Here is a 16,046-nt window from a genome sequence, read left to right on the forward strand (position 1 = left end):
AACTATTTGTATACGAATTATTATTTATTTATAACTATTATTTTATCATCTCTTATGTAAATGTCAACATTCACCCAAATATCATCTATACTTCAACACAAAAAAGCGCGGTATGAATACCACGATAGGTATTTACATCCGCGCACTCCTATTTGCCTTAAAATGATAATCTGCTGCGTACAGCTACTTTTCATGTAGCCACCATTCTAGTTATTCTGCTCGCTCTATTGGTTCCTTTACTCCCTCAGTCTCACTTGCCGATACTGAAGTCTTCGCCTTCGTTGTAATTTTCCCTAACAAATAAACCAGCAAATTTTGATTGTGCTGAGAAATTCGGTTTAGTGCAGAACCCAGAAAATCATCCCGTATTCGTAATCCACGCTCTACTTCTTCTCTTCCTTGATCCGAAATGACAATCCATACAATTCTACGGTCTTTTACGTCTCTGAAACGGGTGACCAGTCGATTCCGTTCCATCCGATCCAGCAGCATCGTAACCGCGGCTGGTGTGGTGGCGAGATATGGGATTAGTTGAGACGGTTTCATACGGCCGTATTCGTTCAAAACCTCCAGCACCGTAAGTTGAGCTTCGGTTAGTGATGGAGCCAGTTGCTGCTCCATATGAACCTTATAATCCTTAGCCATTCTGGACCAGATTTTCGCAAATTCGGTCGTTTGCATTTTGCCTCACTCCTTTAGATAACAGGGTCAGTAAAAGCATCAAAGTTACCGTATGGGCCACCGTCCGGATTGTATTTCATCACATTAAATTTTCGCCATTCAGCCCTGGTTTCCTGCCGTTTTTGGAGCACGAAATGAAAAGGGGAAGGAAGTCTCACCTCGGTTTTGAAGGCTGGTCAGGGTTCGACAGCATGACGGCAAAAAGGTCCTCATTCGTGCCGGAATGGCACGAGAGGACCTCTCTTTTTCGAGCTAATAAGCGCTTGACTTTCCTATTATTCTATGGACTGAGAAGTTTGCGGCTCACTACGCAACAGCACATTCACAATTTCGTCCTTCTTCTCCACTGGAGCCAGCAGCTTGCCTGTATCCTTTCGGTCGGTCAAAGGAGCCTTTTCCGAAAGGAAGGACATCGTTTGTCCTTCTGCTGTGATTGCAAATAATTGAACAGCTTCACGGCAATAGAAGGCAGCCACGATTCGAGTTCCATTCGAACGTACTCGTTTGCCTTCCTTGAACTCAAAGGTAGTGATACCTTTGCCGCCTCTTCCCTGTGTAGGATAGTCCAACAGAAGCGTACGCTTACCATAACCAGACTCGGTCAGCACCAACACTTCTCCTTCATCCTCTTCTACCCATAACGCCGCCATAATTTCATCGCCTTCCGCTAGCTGTATACCTTTGACACCAGCCGATACGCGACCCATCGCATTAACCTCTTGCTCCTTGAAGCGTATACTCATACCCGCGCGGGTAATCAGCATAATATCCCGGGCACCCTCGCTCAACGTTACCGATAACACCTCATCGTCCCCTGCTACTTTGCAGGCGGCTACGGCACTAGAACGTTTTGTAGCATATTCTTTTAATTCTGTACGCTTTACTTGGCCCTTCTTTGTTACAAATACTAGACTTTTGCCGATTTCCTCGATGTTTTTGAGCGGAATAACACTTACGATACGATCTTCCTTCGATAACGGAATGACGTTGACAATTGGTGTGCCCGGCTCTTTCCACTTATACTCTGGCACCTGATGTACAGGTAATAAAAAGTATTGTCCGCGCTGGGTGAAGACGAGCAATATGTCCAGCGTATTCACATCAAGCAATTGGGTAACGTAATCCCCTTCTTTAACACCGGAACTTGAACGTTCCCCGCCTGAACGAGTGAATGACAACATACTTGTACGTTTCACATAGCCATCTTTTGAGAGTGTCAGTAACACATCCTCTGCTCCCACCATGACTTCCAGGTTCACCTTAATCTCTTCTACCTCGCCCTGGATATCTGAACGACGGTCAATGCCGTACTTTTCACGAATTTCCAAAAGTTCCTTGCGAATCAGGCTGATCAGCTTGCGATCACTTTCCAGAATAGAACGATATTGCGCGATTTTTTTCTGGATGTCACCCAGTTCTTTTTCAAGAGTGGTGATTTCCAGATTGGTGAGACGGTACAACTGCAAGGTCAAAATAGAATCTGCCTGCCGTTCGCTAAAACCAAACATCCATTGCAAATTATTTTGCGCGTCCTGGCGATTTTTGGAAGCTTTAATGGCTGCGATGACCTCATCCAGAATGTTCAGTGCTTTGACCAAACCTTCCAGCACATGGGCACGATCCTCTGCCTTTTCCAGTTCATACTGGATACGGTGAGTGACAACTTCGCGTTGATGGGCGATATACGCTTCCAATATAGATTTCAGCCCAAGCTGATGTGGCGCCTTGTTCACAATGGCTACCATGTTGAAGTTATATGCCACCTGTAGGTCGGTTTTTTTCAGCAAATAAGCTAAAATCCCTTCCGCATCGGCTTCCTTCTTCAGTTCCACAACAATGCGCAAACCATTTCGTCCACTTTCGTCACGAACCTCGGCAATCCCTTCCACCTTTTTCTCCAGACGGATATTTTCCATGGCGGTTACGAGCCTTGATTTGACGATCTGGTATGGGATTTCGGTAATGACCAGCTGCTGCTTGCCTCCGCGCAAGGACTGAATTTCCGTTTTGGAACGAATATAAATGCGCCCTTTTCCCGTGCGGTAAGCGTCCTTGATGCCTTCGCCACCCATAATGAGTCCGCCCGTCGGGAAATCAGGACCTTTGATAAAGGTCATAATCTCTTCCAGCTCAATCTCGGGCTTTTCCATCACCGCAATGCTGGCATCAATAACTTCGCGTAAACTATGTGTAGGGATCTCTGTCGCAAATCCTGCCGAGATCCCACTGGAACCGTTCACCAACAAATTTGGATAACGAGACGGCAACACAACAGGTTCTTTGGCCGAGTTATCAAAATTGTCCTTGAACAAAACCGTACGCTTTTCAATATCGCGCAGCATTTCCATTGCGATCGGAGACAAGCGAGCCTCCGTATAACGCATAGCTGCCGCCGGATCATCATCTTGGGAGCCCCAGTTACCGTGACCATCCACCAGCACGTGACTCATTTTCCAAGGCTGCGCCATCCGTACCATGCCATCGTAAATCGACGAGTCACCGTGGGGGTGGTAATTACCCATAACGTCCCCAACGGTTTTGGCCGATTTACGATATGCTTTATCCGGCGTATTGCCCGAGTCGTACATTGCATACAGAATACGACGTTGTACGGGTTTTAATCCATCTCGTACATCGGGTATCGCCCGATCCTGAATAATATATTTGGAATATCGGCCAAAGCGGTCACCGACCACTTCCTCCAGAAAAGCTGGCAAAAACTGCTCCGATAAGCTCATGTATACACCTCTTTTGATAGCACTACTCTACGTATTCCGTAAAATCTACGTTTTCCACGATCCAGCGTTTGCGCGGATCCACCTTATCACCCATCAAAGTGGACACCCTCCGTTCAGCCTTGGCTGCATCCTCTATCTGAACGCGTAACAAGGTGCGTGAATCGGGATTCATCGTTGTTTCCCATAACTGATCAGGGTTCATTTCCCCAAGTCCTTTATAGCGCTGAAGCTCAAAATTTCGTCCAAATTCTTTTAGATAATTATCAAGCTGCTCGTCAGTCCAAGCATAACGCACCGTTTCGAGCTTACCCGACTTTCGAGTTATTTTATACAATGGCGGTTGAGCAATAAATATGCGTCCTGCATCAATAAGCTCTTTCATGTACCGATAAAAGAACGTCAACAACAGTACTTGAATGTGCGCACCATCTGTATCTGCATCGGTCATAATGATGATTTTGGAATAATTGCTGTCTTCCAGCGAAAACTCTGTTCCTACTCCCGCACCAATAGCTGCTGTAATAGCACGGTACTCATCATTCTTCATAATATCCGCCAGTTTGGATTTTTCCGGATTCATCGGCTTGCCCTTTAGCGGCAATATGGCCTGAATTTTGGAATCCCGTCCCTGCTTGGCTGATCCTCCAGCCGAATCGCCTTCCACAATAAACAACTCATTACGTGTAAAATCCTTGGACTGCGCAGGCGACAGTTTACCATTCAAATTGGAACTTTCACTGCGCTTTTTACCGGAACGCATCTCATCTCGAGCTTTACGTGCAGCTTCACGCGCTCTGGATGCTTGAACTGCCTTCTTGATCAAAGTTTGTGCTATCTGCGGATTTTCTTCCAAAAAACGCTGCATCTGCTCAGATACGATGGCATCCACTGTACTCCGTGCCGAAGCGCTACCCAGCTGATCCTTTGTCTGGCCGACAAATTCAACTTCAGCCATTTTGACACTGATTACAGCCATCATGCCCTCACGTAGATCGTTGCCCTCCAAGTTTTTATCCTTTTCTTTCAACATCACCGTTTTCCGGGCATAGTCGTTCATGACACGAGTGTAAGCGGTTTTGAATCCCGTTTCATGCGTACCTCCGCCACGTGTCGGAATGGAGTTAACGAACGAAGCAATCGTCTCTGTATAACCCGCATTGTACTGGATGGCAATCTCTACTTCAATGTCTTCTTTCTCGGCATTAAAGTGAATAACGTCATGCAGCACATCCTTGCCCTCATTCAGAAAAGCAACAAACTGACTTGCGCCACCCTCATAAAAATACTCATCTGACTTTCCGCTGCGTTCGTCTTTAAGTTGAATACGAAGGCCCGAATTTAGAAAAGCAATTTCCTGAAGGCGCTCAGCCAACGTATCGTAGTTAAAATGAATGCCTGCCTGAAAAACACGAATATCCGGTTTAAATGTAATTTTCGAGCCCGTCTTGTTAGTATTGCCCAGCACTTCAAGGCCTGTGGTCGGTTCTCCGACATGCTCCACGCCCTTCTTGTCCTGCCAATATTCAAACCGCTGACGGTGAATCTTGCCGTCCCGGTAAATTTCTACTTCAAGCCATTCCGAAAGAGCGTTCGTTACAGACGCACCTACACCGTGCAGACCCCCGGACTTTTTATATCCCGAACCGCCAAACTTACCTCCGGCGTGCAAAATGGTGAATACAACCTGAGGCGTAGGAATTCCCGTTTTGTGCATTCCTGTAGGAATACCGCGCCCGTTGTCTGATACTGTAACGGAACCGTCCTTATGCATTGTAATATCAATGCGAGAGCAAAACTTGGCGAGATGTTCATCCACCGCGTTGTCTACAATTTCCCATACCAAATGATGCAGTCCCGAAGAACTGGTGCTCCCGATGTACATGCCCGGCCGTTTGCGAACTGCCACAAGCCCTTCGAGCACTTGAATGTCGTCCGCGCCATATTCTGAAGCTCCGCTTTGTGTGCCGGATACTCCCGCAGACAAGTCGATTTTGTCGACCATTCATGCTCCCCCTTTGTCTAATCGTAACCGTGTTTTGCCTTATTCTTGATGATTTTCACCAAAAATGCAAACAGATGTTTTCTTTTACCTTGTCCATTTTAATTCAATATATCCCGTTTCGTAAAGACGGCGAATGAAACAATCAATGCCGCAGCCCCCCAAATGCCCAGCACAGCTAAAGAAAAGGGTAAGGTCATTCCCTCAATCGGGGCGGGGCTTCCAGATAAATAATCGGTTAATTCGAGGTTAACCATAAATAAATATTTAGCACTCTGCCAAGATGAAGCCATGTTTGTCAAAATAGTGCCCGAAATAAGCGCAGCCATCATGACCACGATACTTGCCGCCGTACTTCGTACCAGGACAGATACCATAAAGGCTAACGAAGCTACCACAAGACTGACAAACCAGATCAATCCGGCTTGCAGCATCAGATAATGCCATTGTGGAATCGCATGTACAGCAGACAAATCCACCGTCGATCCAACAATTTGAAATCCGGTAAATACCGGAACATTAAAACCGCGAAAACCAAAAAACAAGCCTGATATGAGATAGCTAATTATAAATACAGCCAAAATGATGAGCGAGACGAACATATACAATGTCAACAGCTTGCTCAGCAGTATTTTCCACCGCCTGACTGGGCGAGTCAGCAACATTTTTATCGTGCCTGTCGTCCGTTCTCCAGAAACCAAGTCGGAGGCAATGGCCATAATCAACAGCGGAACGAACAGATTTATGGAATTATCCATAAACTCTCTGGTAAAGGTGACGCCACTCGGCTCATTAGGATTCACATCATTCTCCAAATAATATTGCATCTGCTGCACAAAGACCCGACGATAGGTCTTCCATTCCTCGGGAACCCGGTCACTTCCCAGCGAGTTCTGGTTATCGGTAATGGCCTGACGTAGTTCGAGCCGCCAATCATTGCCGAATTTTTCGCGATTGTTTTCTGCCACTTTCATCTGAGCGTACGTAAAAATCGGCACAAGCACAAGTAAAACAAGTAAAATGACATAAAATCGTTTCTTCTTGATAATTTTGAGCGTTTCATTTTGTACGAGCGGTAAAATGTTATTCAAGTATCTCACCTTCCGTCATTTTCAGGAATAGCTGCTCCAGTGTAGGATTGATTTTGGTTACACCTTTAACGGAAATACCGGAAGCCGTCATTTGTGTCACCAGCTCCGCAATATGCTCTTCATCCATTTCTGTAAAAATTGCATCGGCTCCGCTGCCTGCAACAATGCTGTCATCAATTAATTCATCGGCATTCGTAATCATTTGCACATGCGGAGAATTTTGCAATATGGCCAGACCCTGATCACGAGGCTCCAGTTGCCAAACGGCCATGTGCGAGTGCGTCTCAACCAGTTCCCGTACTCCACCTACAGCTAGCACCTTTCCCCGACTTATAATTGCCACCCGATCACATAGCAGCTGGATTTCGCTGAGCAAATGGCTGGAAACAAATACAGCCATGCCTTCTGCCGCTAGCAAACGGATAAAAGCTCTCATTTCCTTGATCCCCTTGGGGTCTAACCCGTTCGTCGGTTCATCCAAAATGAGTAATTTCGGTCTACCTAGCAAGGCTTGGGCTATACCAAGGCGCTGGCGCATTCCGAGAGAATACGTACTTACTTTATCATGGATACGGCGATCGAGCCGAACCAGCTCAACGACTTCGCGGATACGCTGCTCGTCTACACCAGGCTGCATACGGGCAAAATGCTCTAAATTCTCCCACCCTGTCAGGTAGCTGTACACCTCTGGATTTTCCACAATAGAACCAATATGCCGTAAAGCTTGCTCAGGGTCACGATTTACATTATGACCACAGACGGTAATCGTCCCTTCCGTAGGCTTAATTAAATCGACCAGCATACGAATAGTCGTCGTTTTTCCAGCCCCATTAGGACCAAGAAATCCGAAAATTTCACCCGCACGAACGTCGAATGTGACATCATGAATGATCATTTTGCGTTTGATACGTTTCTTAATGTGCTGAACAGAGAGAACTGTTTCGGTATTGCTTCTGTCTCTGCCTCCGCTGCCAACCTGATTGGCGGAATGGAAACTGGACAATGCATCCCTTGATGTCGAATTTTCGGTTATTCCAGCCCCGGTTTTGTCAGCAGATTGGATGCTCATTGCTTGTTTCCTCCCTTTTTCACTTCAGCGGGTTGGCTACTTGTAGACTGTTGTTCATTATCCACTTTATCGGCATCCTTCGTGTTTGCAACTGCAAACCCTTGCGCGATACGTTCAGCGATTGCCTGATAGCCCTGTCCGTTTGGATGAAAATGATCGGATGATAAATAGACGGGCAAATTTTGCTGGAATAAATCGAAAGTTGGAACCAGAGTCATATTGCTGTTTTGGTTGGTAATTGCCACGGCAGCCAGATTCCATTCTGTTACTACAAGATTACCGGGAATTTTCATTTCCTGCAGATCACTGAATGGATTATATAATCCGACATAGATGATTTTAGCATTCGGATTGATTTTCCCTACCTTTGTCAGCACTTTTTGCAGACGTTTGGCGGCATCAGGCACAGCTTTACGCAAACCACTGAGTGTAGGCGGCTCTTTGCCAGTTTGGGCAGCCTGAGCTCCCTGAAATAAATCATTTCCGCCAATCGAGACAATAATGACGTTAGCCTTTTTCAACACATAAGAAACACCTGGCTCATCCAGCTTGGTCAATAGTCCTTGAGTCGTCAGTCCATTAATCCCCAGATTATTTATGAGCTGAGCCTTATGGCCTTCCTGATTATTCAACAAGCTCACCGACCGACGCACAAAACCACTTCCGGAGTCATCCCCTGTGCCTTTGGCTAGCGAATCTCCAATGGCAGCTACCCGAAACTCTCCCGTCTGATTAGTAGCGGATGGCGCAGTTTGTGTCTGCGATGAACCGGAATGTACAGGTTGAGTGCTAACCATTGGCTCTGGAGCCGTGATACTTTGTACTGCTGTAAAAAATCCGTACAATAATAGCAATGTGGCGGCAATGGAAACGGAACCGACAGACCGCCAAATCCATTTTGATGAATTCACTCGTGTTCCCTCCTGATAGCTTAGTGAAATAAACATAAAGCTTCTCATATCATTTTGCAAATAAACCGTTCGGAATAAAAGCGCAATAAATGCTTAGAGTCACATATAATTTCCCATGAACATGCAAAAAAAGGATGGCAAATGACCATCCTTATATTATACTTTCTTCTGCGAACGGTTTATCCTCTCATCTCTAATCAGACGAATCAAACTATTTGCTATCAGGGATAAAACTTTTGATCCATTGTCCAAAACTGCCCGGATTTCGACTTTGAATCAGTACCGTTCCTTCACCGCGAAAGCGGCATACAAGTGCTTCTCCACTCGTTACGCTGGACAACCAGCCTTTAGATGCTTTTTCAATTTTATAATCCATATAATCCGGCCATGCCACCAGATGAGCATTATCAATAATACGCTCCTCTCCTGAGGCGATATAAATGGGATGAATGGCTCCATAAGAGGACAGGAATACCGTACCTCGACCACTGATTTCTACGATAAAAAAACCTTCACCGGAAAATAAACCTTTCATCAGGTTTTGCATTTTGGTGCTAACCTCAATGCCTTCCGTACAAGCCAGAAAACCGTCCTTTTGGACGAACAGCCTATACGTGCCATCCAGTTCCACCGCTTGTACATCACCTATACTAGCAGGGGCTAACAACACCTCAGCCGGTCCCCGGGCTGCCCTCAGTTCTTGAAAAAAGAATTTTTCTCCGCTCAGCATTCTGCCTAAGCCACGTAACAATCCACCGTCTACCGTCCCCTTTATATCTACACTGGAAGACATGGAAACCATCGCTCCCATTTCTGCTTTAATCATTTCCCCGGGTTTCAACTGCACCTTGAGCATAGCAAAGGCACCTTCATGCACGATTTCGTAGCTCATTTGTTCACCTGGCTTTCCATAAGTAGTCTGATATCATTCAACTTGCTGCTATCATACTATAAATACGTCCCTTATGTCTTTTCTGGTATAAAGCAGTGGTTATGCCACTGGCGGATGAAGAGACACCAAAAGACCCGCTGAACCTGTCAGCGGGTCTCTAGATTAACGTTATGTCACTATCTTTTCGTAGCAGCGACATAACGTTGGGAACGTATTTACTATCATCTTAGTTACGTGTGAACTCTTGTACCCAATACCCATTGTAGTAAGCTACACCGATTTGTGTAAACTCTGCCTTCAAAATATTCTCACGATGTCCCTGACTGTTCATCCAGGCTTTCATCACTTCTTGTGGTGTTTGTTGTCCCATAGCAATATTCTCACCCGCATACGTATAAGTTACACCGAATTTTTTCATCATATCAAATGGTGAACCATAGGTCGGTGATGTATGGGAAAAGTAATTGTTCGTACTCATATCCTTCGCCTTGACTAAGGCTACTTCTGTAAGCTTCGCATTCGATGCGAGGGGCTTGAGACCTTTTTGGCTGCGCTCGTTATTTACAAGCTTTACAACCTCAGCTGCAAATTGGGACTTGCTGAGTTGTGCATTCGTACCTGCAGACTGACCCGCGCCTGAGTTTGTGTTTTGTTTTTGAGTCTGTTGCTTGGTACCAGACTGCGAAGCCTTTTGGCCACCCTGTTTGGTTGTTGTTTGTTTGCCAGATGAAGGATTTGCTGTTTTGTTTTTAGCCTTGTCCTTTTCAGAAACATCCTTAATTACGGTCTTTGTTATCGTAGTCGTCCCGTTGGACATATTGACGGTATATCCGTTATTTTGAAACCATTGTTGTAGTTGGGCAGTCAAATCGTCAGCTGGTGAAGCTGATGCCGGAACGATGAATCCTGCGGATAAAATGGCGCTAAGACTTCCCATCACCAGTGTTTTTTTCAACATATTCTTCATTTCGTCATCTCCTTGTTGTATAAATGCCTTGGTGTGAACGCGTCTGGTTACAACTTTGTAATCTTTACTCTAGCAGTATATCATGTTTTATAGCAGGATCAATGGTATAAAAGTTGGAAAAAAAATAGCCCCGCTCGGAATTGACCCATGCGGAACTAAGTTAAATATAGTGAGGCTTTAAGTATTAGATTGTCTTGTTATAGGCTGATTATCTAAGCTTTTTGCTGAAACGGTAGCCTTGCTTTTCAAAGCCGATTCGGTTGTAGAAAGCTCGGGCCTCTACTTGTTTGATGCGGTTATTCGCTCCGGTAATGAATAAATGATAGCATCCTTGCGCACGTCCCCACTCCTCACCACAAGCCACCAAGCGCTTGCCAATGCCCTCGCCGCGATACTCCCCGCTCACGACCAGCATGGTGATTTGTACGGCAGGATCAGGATAAGCCAAGCTTTGAGCCGTATGCATGCCGATTACTCCGACAACACGACCATCCATTTCTGCAACCATCATATTCGCTTGACTGTCCTCCCGCGCTGTTCCCATAACTTCTTTCATTACACCACAAGTCATCGGGTATCCGACTTCTCTTAGTAGTCCAGTTACGGCTTCGCAATCGCCAAGCTCTACGGAACGAATTGTCAGTACTGGAATCATCACATTGTTAGACATGATTTACCTCCACTTTCAGCATATTAGCAGCTTCTTTGGCCGTCTTCCGTGCTGTTTCCACATCTTCTGCAGCGCTAAGCGCTACAGCCATCCGGCGTCCCGGCTTGGTTTCAGGCTTCCCGAACACTCGCACCTGTGTCCGGGGTAGCAATAATGCATCATGCAGACCGCTTATTACGAAATCCCGCGTAGTCACTTCTGCCTTCAAAGTAGCTGAAGCTCCTGGTGTAAGCAGCGTGACGGATGGCACCGGGAATCCGAGAATGGCCCGTACGTGAAGCGCAAATTCCGACAAATCCTGCGTAATCATGGTCACCATTCCTGTATCATGCGGACGAGGGGATACTTCACTGAATATGACGCCATCAGCTGTTAAAAATAGCTCTACGCCAAACAATCCGTAACCACCCAGTTCATCCGTTATCCTACGGGCAATGTCTTCCGCTTCCGAAAGCTGCTTGTCCGTCATGCCATGAGGCTGCCAGGATTCGACATAATCCCCATCTTTCTGAATGTGGCCAATCGGTGGGCAAAAAGTCGTACCCAAAACCGATCTGACGGTCAATAAGGTAATTTCGTTCTCAAACGGGACAAAAGCTTCAACAATGACACGTGTTGTTTTGGCACGCGCGCCTTCCAGCGCCGTATTCCAGCAGGATTCTGCATCTTCGATTGCCCGGCATACAGACTGCCCTTTACCCGACGAACTCATCAAGGGCTTGACCACGCATGGCGTGCCCAGCTCATGAACCGCCGACCGCAACTGCTCAAAGTTATCTGCAAAACGATAGGCAGCAGTCGGAAGCTCTAATTTCTCGGCAGCCAGCCTGCGGATACCTTCCCGGTCCATCGTAAGACGGGCGGCACGGGCCGTTGGTACTACGTGAAATCCTTCTTGCTCTAATTCTTCCAAAGCACCCGTAGCAATAGCTTCGATTTCAGGTACAATTATGTCGGGCTTTTCCTTACGAATTAGTGCCTTCAACGCCTCAGCATCCTGCATATCCAGACAGTGAGAGCGATGGGCCACCTGCATTGCTGGAGCCAGTTCATAGCGATCTACAGCAATACATTCCACGCCAAGCCGCTGAGCTTCAATAATGACTTCTTTTCCCAATTCGCCGCTACCCAGCAGCAGCATCTTCTTAGCCTTGGCAGAAAAAGGAGCACCCCACATCTTGAACTCTTCCCCCTCTGACGAAATTGCTCTGATCTCTTTTCATCTTTATTTTCAGGGTTTAGCTCCAAGAATGCAATAGTGCTCGGCATTAAAATTTACAAAAAACGCGATTTTTTGATCTTTTTTTTACAAAAATCTGAACTGTGCTTCCACCAGCCCCCGATATATTCCATGTTTTTTCATCAATTGTTCATGATTACCACTTTCTTGGATTTCCCCATGGTCCAGTACAACGATATGATCAGCATTACGGATGGTGGACAAACGGTGAGCGACCATAAAAGAAGTTCTGCCTTCTAGTAAAACCTGAAGAGCCTCCTGAATTTTCAACTCCGTTTCTGTATCAATACTAGCTGTGGCCTCATCTAGGATAAGAATTCGCGGATTAGCCAGCAAGGCACGAGCAAAGGATAAGAGCTGTCGCTGGCCCATGGACAGCATTCCCCCCCGCTCCTCTACCTCTGTTTCATAGCCAGCTGGCAAGTGAACAATGAATTCATGAGCATTGACCGCCTTCGCAGCCGCTTCAATTTCCTCATCCGTTGCATCCAAACGGCCAAATCGAATATTATCACGGATCGTCCCCGAAAAAATAAATGTATCCTGAAGTACGATGCTAATCTGGCTTCGCAAGCTCTCCACCGTGACATCACGCACATCATGACCGTCAATCGTAAGCCGCCCTGACGTAATGTCATAAAAACGGCTTAGCAGATTAATAATTGTACTTTTACCTGATCCGGTATGACCCACAAGCGCTATAGATTGACCCGCCTCGACAGAAAGATTAATACCTTTAAGCGCCTGACGTCCCTTTTCATACTCAAAAATGACCTTTTCAAATTGGATGTCTCCCCGAATGGGCGGCAAGGCTATTGCTCCCGGTTTGTTTGCAATATTCGGCTGTTCATCCATAAACTCAAAAATTCGTTCTGACGAAGCCATCGCAACCAGTAACTGATTATACATTTGGCCCAGCCGATTAATCGGCTCCCAAAAGTTCCCAACATAGTTAGCAAACGCAACCAGTAGTCCCACCGTCAGTTGATCTGTCTGAATTAAATGCGCTCCAAACCAGAATAGCACAAGCGTACCAAATCCTCCGGTAATATCAATAAGTGGGCCAAAGACCTGATTCATGGCAGAAGCCTTATCCCACGATTTTTTGCTAGAGCTGTTCATGTCGTCGAAATAAGCCATGTTTTCCTGCTCCTGCGTATACGCTTGTGTCACACGAATCCCCTGAATAGACTCATTCAAATGAGAGTTGATACGCGAGTTCTTCATACGCACTTCTTGCCAAGCGCGGCGGATGCGTACGCGCAGCTTGGTCGAGATCAAAAACATGATCGGAACAGTGACAATTACCGCTAAACCGAGCTTCCAGTTAATAAGCAGCAAAATGACAATAATTCCGAGAAGCTGTACGCAGTCAATCAGGACATTCACTGCACCGTTCGTAAATAGATCCTGTAGCGAGTTAATGTCATTCGTCACGCGCACTAATACAGAACCTGCCGGTCTCTTATCAAAAAAGTTAAAAGATAGCTTTTGAATATGCTTGAACAAATCTTCACGCAAATCGTAAATAACCCGTTGACCGATAATATTGGTGAATTTAATGCGGTACGTGCTGGCTGCCCATTGAATTAAATATAACAAGAGCACGGCACCCGTGATGAGCAACAGCAACTTTACGCTGGGCAGTGCAGGCCATGCGGGAGCAATTGCTTTATCAATGGCCAGACTGATCAAATAAGGAACGGTCAGCTTGGTAATGGTGCCGAGAATCATCATGACGAGAAGGATCGGCAAAATCTGACGGGCATAAGGCTTCATGTATGCCAGCAAACGTTTGAATTCTGACCAGTTAAACGGTTTGTCAATGACATCATCATCTTGATAGACAAAGCGCTCATTCGTTGGTTTTTTTAACGGTTTGACTTTTTCTGCGGGTATATTCATGGTCTCACCTGCCCTTCGGATACACCGTCTGGAGCCTGAGCTATGTAATCGGCGTATTGAATATGATACACATCCTGATATGGACCTGGAGTAGCAATGAGCTGTTCATGTGTTCCACGCTGAACGATTCGTCCTTCCTCAAGCACCACAATTTCATTAGCATGACGAAGCGAAGAGATTCGATGAGCGATTATGAATGTTGTTCGACCACGCATAACCTCTTGAAAACCGGTCTGTATTTCATGCTCTGTTTCCATATCGACCGCACTGGTAGCATCATCCAGAACCAGAATCTTCGGATTTTTGAGTAGTGCGCGCGCGATGGCGATCCGTTGTTTCTGTCCTCCGGACAGTCCCAATCCACGTTCTCCGACGACAGTGTCATAACCCAGCGGTAGTTCAGTTATGAATTCATGCGCCTGAGCCAGTTTGGAAACGCGTATGATGTCATCCATACTGACATGGCTTAAACCATATGAAATATTGTTGCGAATAGAGGACGAAAACAAAAACGTCTCCTGAAACACGGAAGAAATTTGAGCACGCAAATCGCGAATCTTTAAGTGACGTATATCCTTGCCATCCAACTTGATACTTCCTGCATTCACATTATAAGCGCGCATGAGTAATTGAATAATGGTAGACTTTCCTGACCCCGTCCCTCCTAAAATTCCAATGACTGATCCTGGCGGTGCGTCTAAATTGATGTCAACAACAGCAGGAAGCTTATTTCCGTAAGCAAAGGTAACATGTTCAAACGTAACATGTCCTTCCACCTGATCGGCATCGAGTGTAAGTGCTCCGGCTTCATCGGTTACATCTATGGACTGATTTAGCAGTTCCAAGACCCTTTCACCAGAAGCTTTGGACTGCGTATAGTTATTGATATGAAAGCCAATGCTCCAGATGGGGCCGATAATATACCAAATTAAGCTAAAGAAAGCGACGAGCTGCCCCAAGGTCATTGACTTCTGAATAACCAGATACCCCCCCATGCCCAACAGAAGGACCACACTGACAGAAGCAATCAGTTCCATAGCAGGGAAAAACCGACTCCATAAGGAAGCAGCCTGAATTTGATTACTCTTGTATTGTTCATTACGTACTGAAAATTTCTCAACTTCATAGGATTCGCGGGCAAAAGATTTGACGGTTCGCACACCTGTTATATTTTCTTGAACCGCTGTCGTCAAGGCGCTAAGGGCAATCCGCATTTCCTGAAAGGTGGGATGAATCCGGGATTCAAACTTGAATGTGACGAAGAGCAGCAATGGCATGCTGATCATCGTAATGAGGGTGAGCTGCCAGTTAATATACAGCATCATCATAGAGCCGAATACGACCATCAGTAGCACATTGAGGAGTTGGGCAAAACCAAACCCAATAAAGTTACGAATTGCCTCCAAATCACCAGTCAGTCGGGACATGAGATCACCCGTTTTGGCAGTGTCATAATATCTGAAGGACAGAAATTGCAGCTTTTCGTAACAAGCATTGCGGAGTCGGTACGCCAGATAGTTACCTAGCCGTCCACCAAAAAAACCATGTAAAAATTGCATGAACCCTTTGATGATGACTACTCCCAGCACAGTCAGAGCCAGCGCCGGGACTTTCCCGAAGTCACCTGGTATGATAGCGTTATCAATGAGCCTTTGGAGCAGGTTCGGATACACCAGTCCCAGAGCCGTCGCTATCGCAAGGCATAAAATAGAAAGAAACAGATAGTGTCTCCTCTCGCGAAAAAAAACTTGCAGTTGCCTGAGCACTTCCATGTCAATGTCCCTCCATTAGTTGCACGACGTTGTTATATGGCTTAGTGAAGTTTACCACTCGCGTTCCAAGGCGGCAAAGAGGATAACGAGCCGTATTCAGGCAGGTTATCA

Annotated in this window: 12 protein-coding genes; all 12 read right to left on the reverse strand. The window is 46.0% G+C overall.

Annotated features, from left to right (window positions below):
• Positions 1–210: 210 nt before the first annotated feature.
• Positions 211–681, reverse strand: coding sequence for a MarR family winged helix-turn-helix transcriptional regulator (locus tag AOU00_RS01680; protein WP_061831576.1), 471 nt, complete (start codon positions 679–681; stop codon positions 211–213).
• A 275-nt stretch (positions 682–956) separates the two neighbouring features.
• On the reverse strand, positions 957–3,419 hold the full coding sequence (gene gyrA / locus AOU00_RS01685; protein ID WP_069289773.1) for a DNA gyrase subunit A: 2,463 nt from the start codon (positions 3,417–3,419) through the stop codon (positions 957–959).
• 22 nt (positions 3,420–3,441) lie between these two features.
• The gene (parE, locus tag AOU00_RS01690) at positions 3,442–5,421 is read right to left on the reverse strand and encodes a DNA topoisomerase IV subunit B (protein WP_028540692.1); all 1,980 of its coding nucleotides are present in this window, start codon (positions 5,419–5,421) and stop codon (positions 3,442–3,444) included.
• 98 nt (positions 5,422–5,519) lie between these two features.
• Positions 5,520–6,509, reverse strand: coding sequence for an ABC transporter permease (locus tag AOU00_RS01695; RefSeq protein ID WP_013310618.1), 990 nt, complete (start codon positions 6,507–6,509; stop codon positions 5,520–5,522).
• Complete coding sequence (locus tag AOU00_RS01700; protein WP_069289774.1) at positions 6,502–7,578, reverse strand: ABC transporter ATP-binding protein; 1,077 nt, start codon at positions 7,576–7,578, stop codon at positions 6,502–6,504. Before AOU00_RS01700 ends, AOU00_RS01695 begins: the two co-directional genes overlap by 8 nt.
• Positions 7,575–8,525: a GDSL-type esterase/lipase family protein gene (locus tag AOU00_RS01705; RefSeq protein ID WP_069289775.1), complete on the reverse strand. Its 951-nt coding sequence runs from the start codon at positions 8,523–8,525 to the stop codon at positions 7,575–7,577. Before AOU00_RS01705 ends, AOU00_RS01700 begins: the two co-directional genes overlap by 4 nt.
• A gap of 175 nt (positions 8,526–8,700) precedes the next feature.
• A complete protein-coding gene (locus AOU00_RS01710; RefSeq protein WP_069289776.1) occupies positions 8,701–9,381 on the reverse strand; it encodes a TIGR00266 family protein in 681 nt (226 codons plus the stop codon).
• 226 nt (positions 9,382–9,607) lie between these two features.
• Positions 9,608–10,348 carry a CAP domain-containing protein gene (locus tag AOU00_RS01715; RefSeq protein WP_069289777.1) on the reverse strand — a complete coding sequence of 247 codons (741 nt, stop codon included), beginning with the start codon at positions 10,346–10,348 and terminating at the stop codon, positions 9,608–9,610.
• 208 nt (positions 10,349–10,556) lie between these two features.
• The gene (locus AOU00_RS01720; protein WP_061831569.1) at positions 10,557–11,018 is read right to left on the reverse strand and encodes a GNAT family N-acetyltransferase; all 462 of its coding nucleotides are present in this window, start codon (positions 11,016–11,018) and stop codon (positions 10,557–10,559) included.
• Positions 11,011–12,195, reverse strand: coding sequence for a formate-dependent phosphoribosylglycinamide formyltransferase (gene purT / locus AOU00_RS01725; protein WP_069289778.1), 1,185 nt, complete (start codon positions 12,193–12,195; stop codon positions 11,011–11,013). The genes AOU00_RS01720 and purT overlap by 8 nt, the downstream gene beginning before the upstream one ends.
• A gap of 129 nt (positions 12,196–12,324) precedes the next feature.
• Positions 12,325–14,163: an ABC transporter ATP-binding protein gene (locus AOU00_RS01730; RefSeq protein ID WP_069289779.1), complete on the reverse strand. Its 1,839-nt coding sequence runs from the start codon at positions 14,161–14,163 to the stop codon at positions 12,325–12,327.
• Positions 14,160–15,935, reverse strand: a complete 1,776-nt coding sequence (locus tag AOU00_RS01735) for an ABC transporter ATP-binding protein (RefSeq protein WP_029518158.1) — start codon at positions 15,933–15,935, stop codon at positions 14,160–14,162. The genes AOU00_RS01730 and AOU00_RS01735 overlap by 4 nt, the downstream gene beginning before the upstream one ends.
• Between the last annotated feature and the right edge of the window lie 111 nt (positions 15,936–16,046).

The sequence above is a fragment of the Paenibacillus polymyxa genome (genome assembly GCF_001719045.1).
GTDB classification, from domain to species: domain Bacteria; phylum Bacillota; class Bacilli; order Paenibacillales; family Paenibacillaceae; genus Paenibacillus; species Paenibacillus polymyxa_B.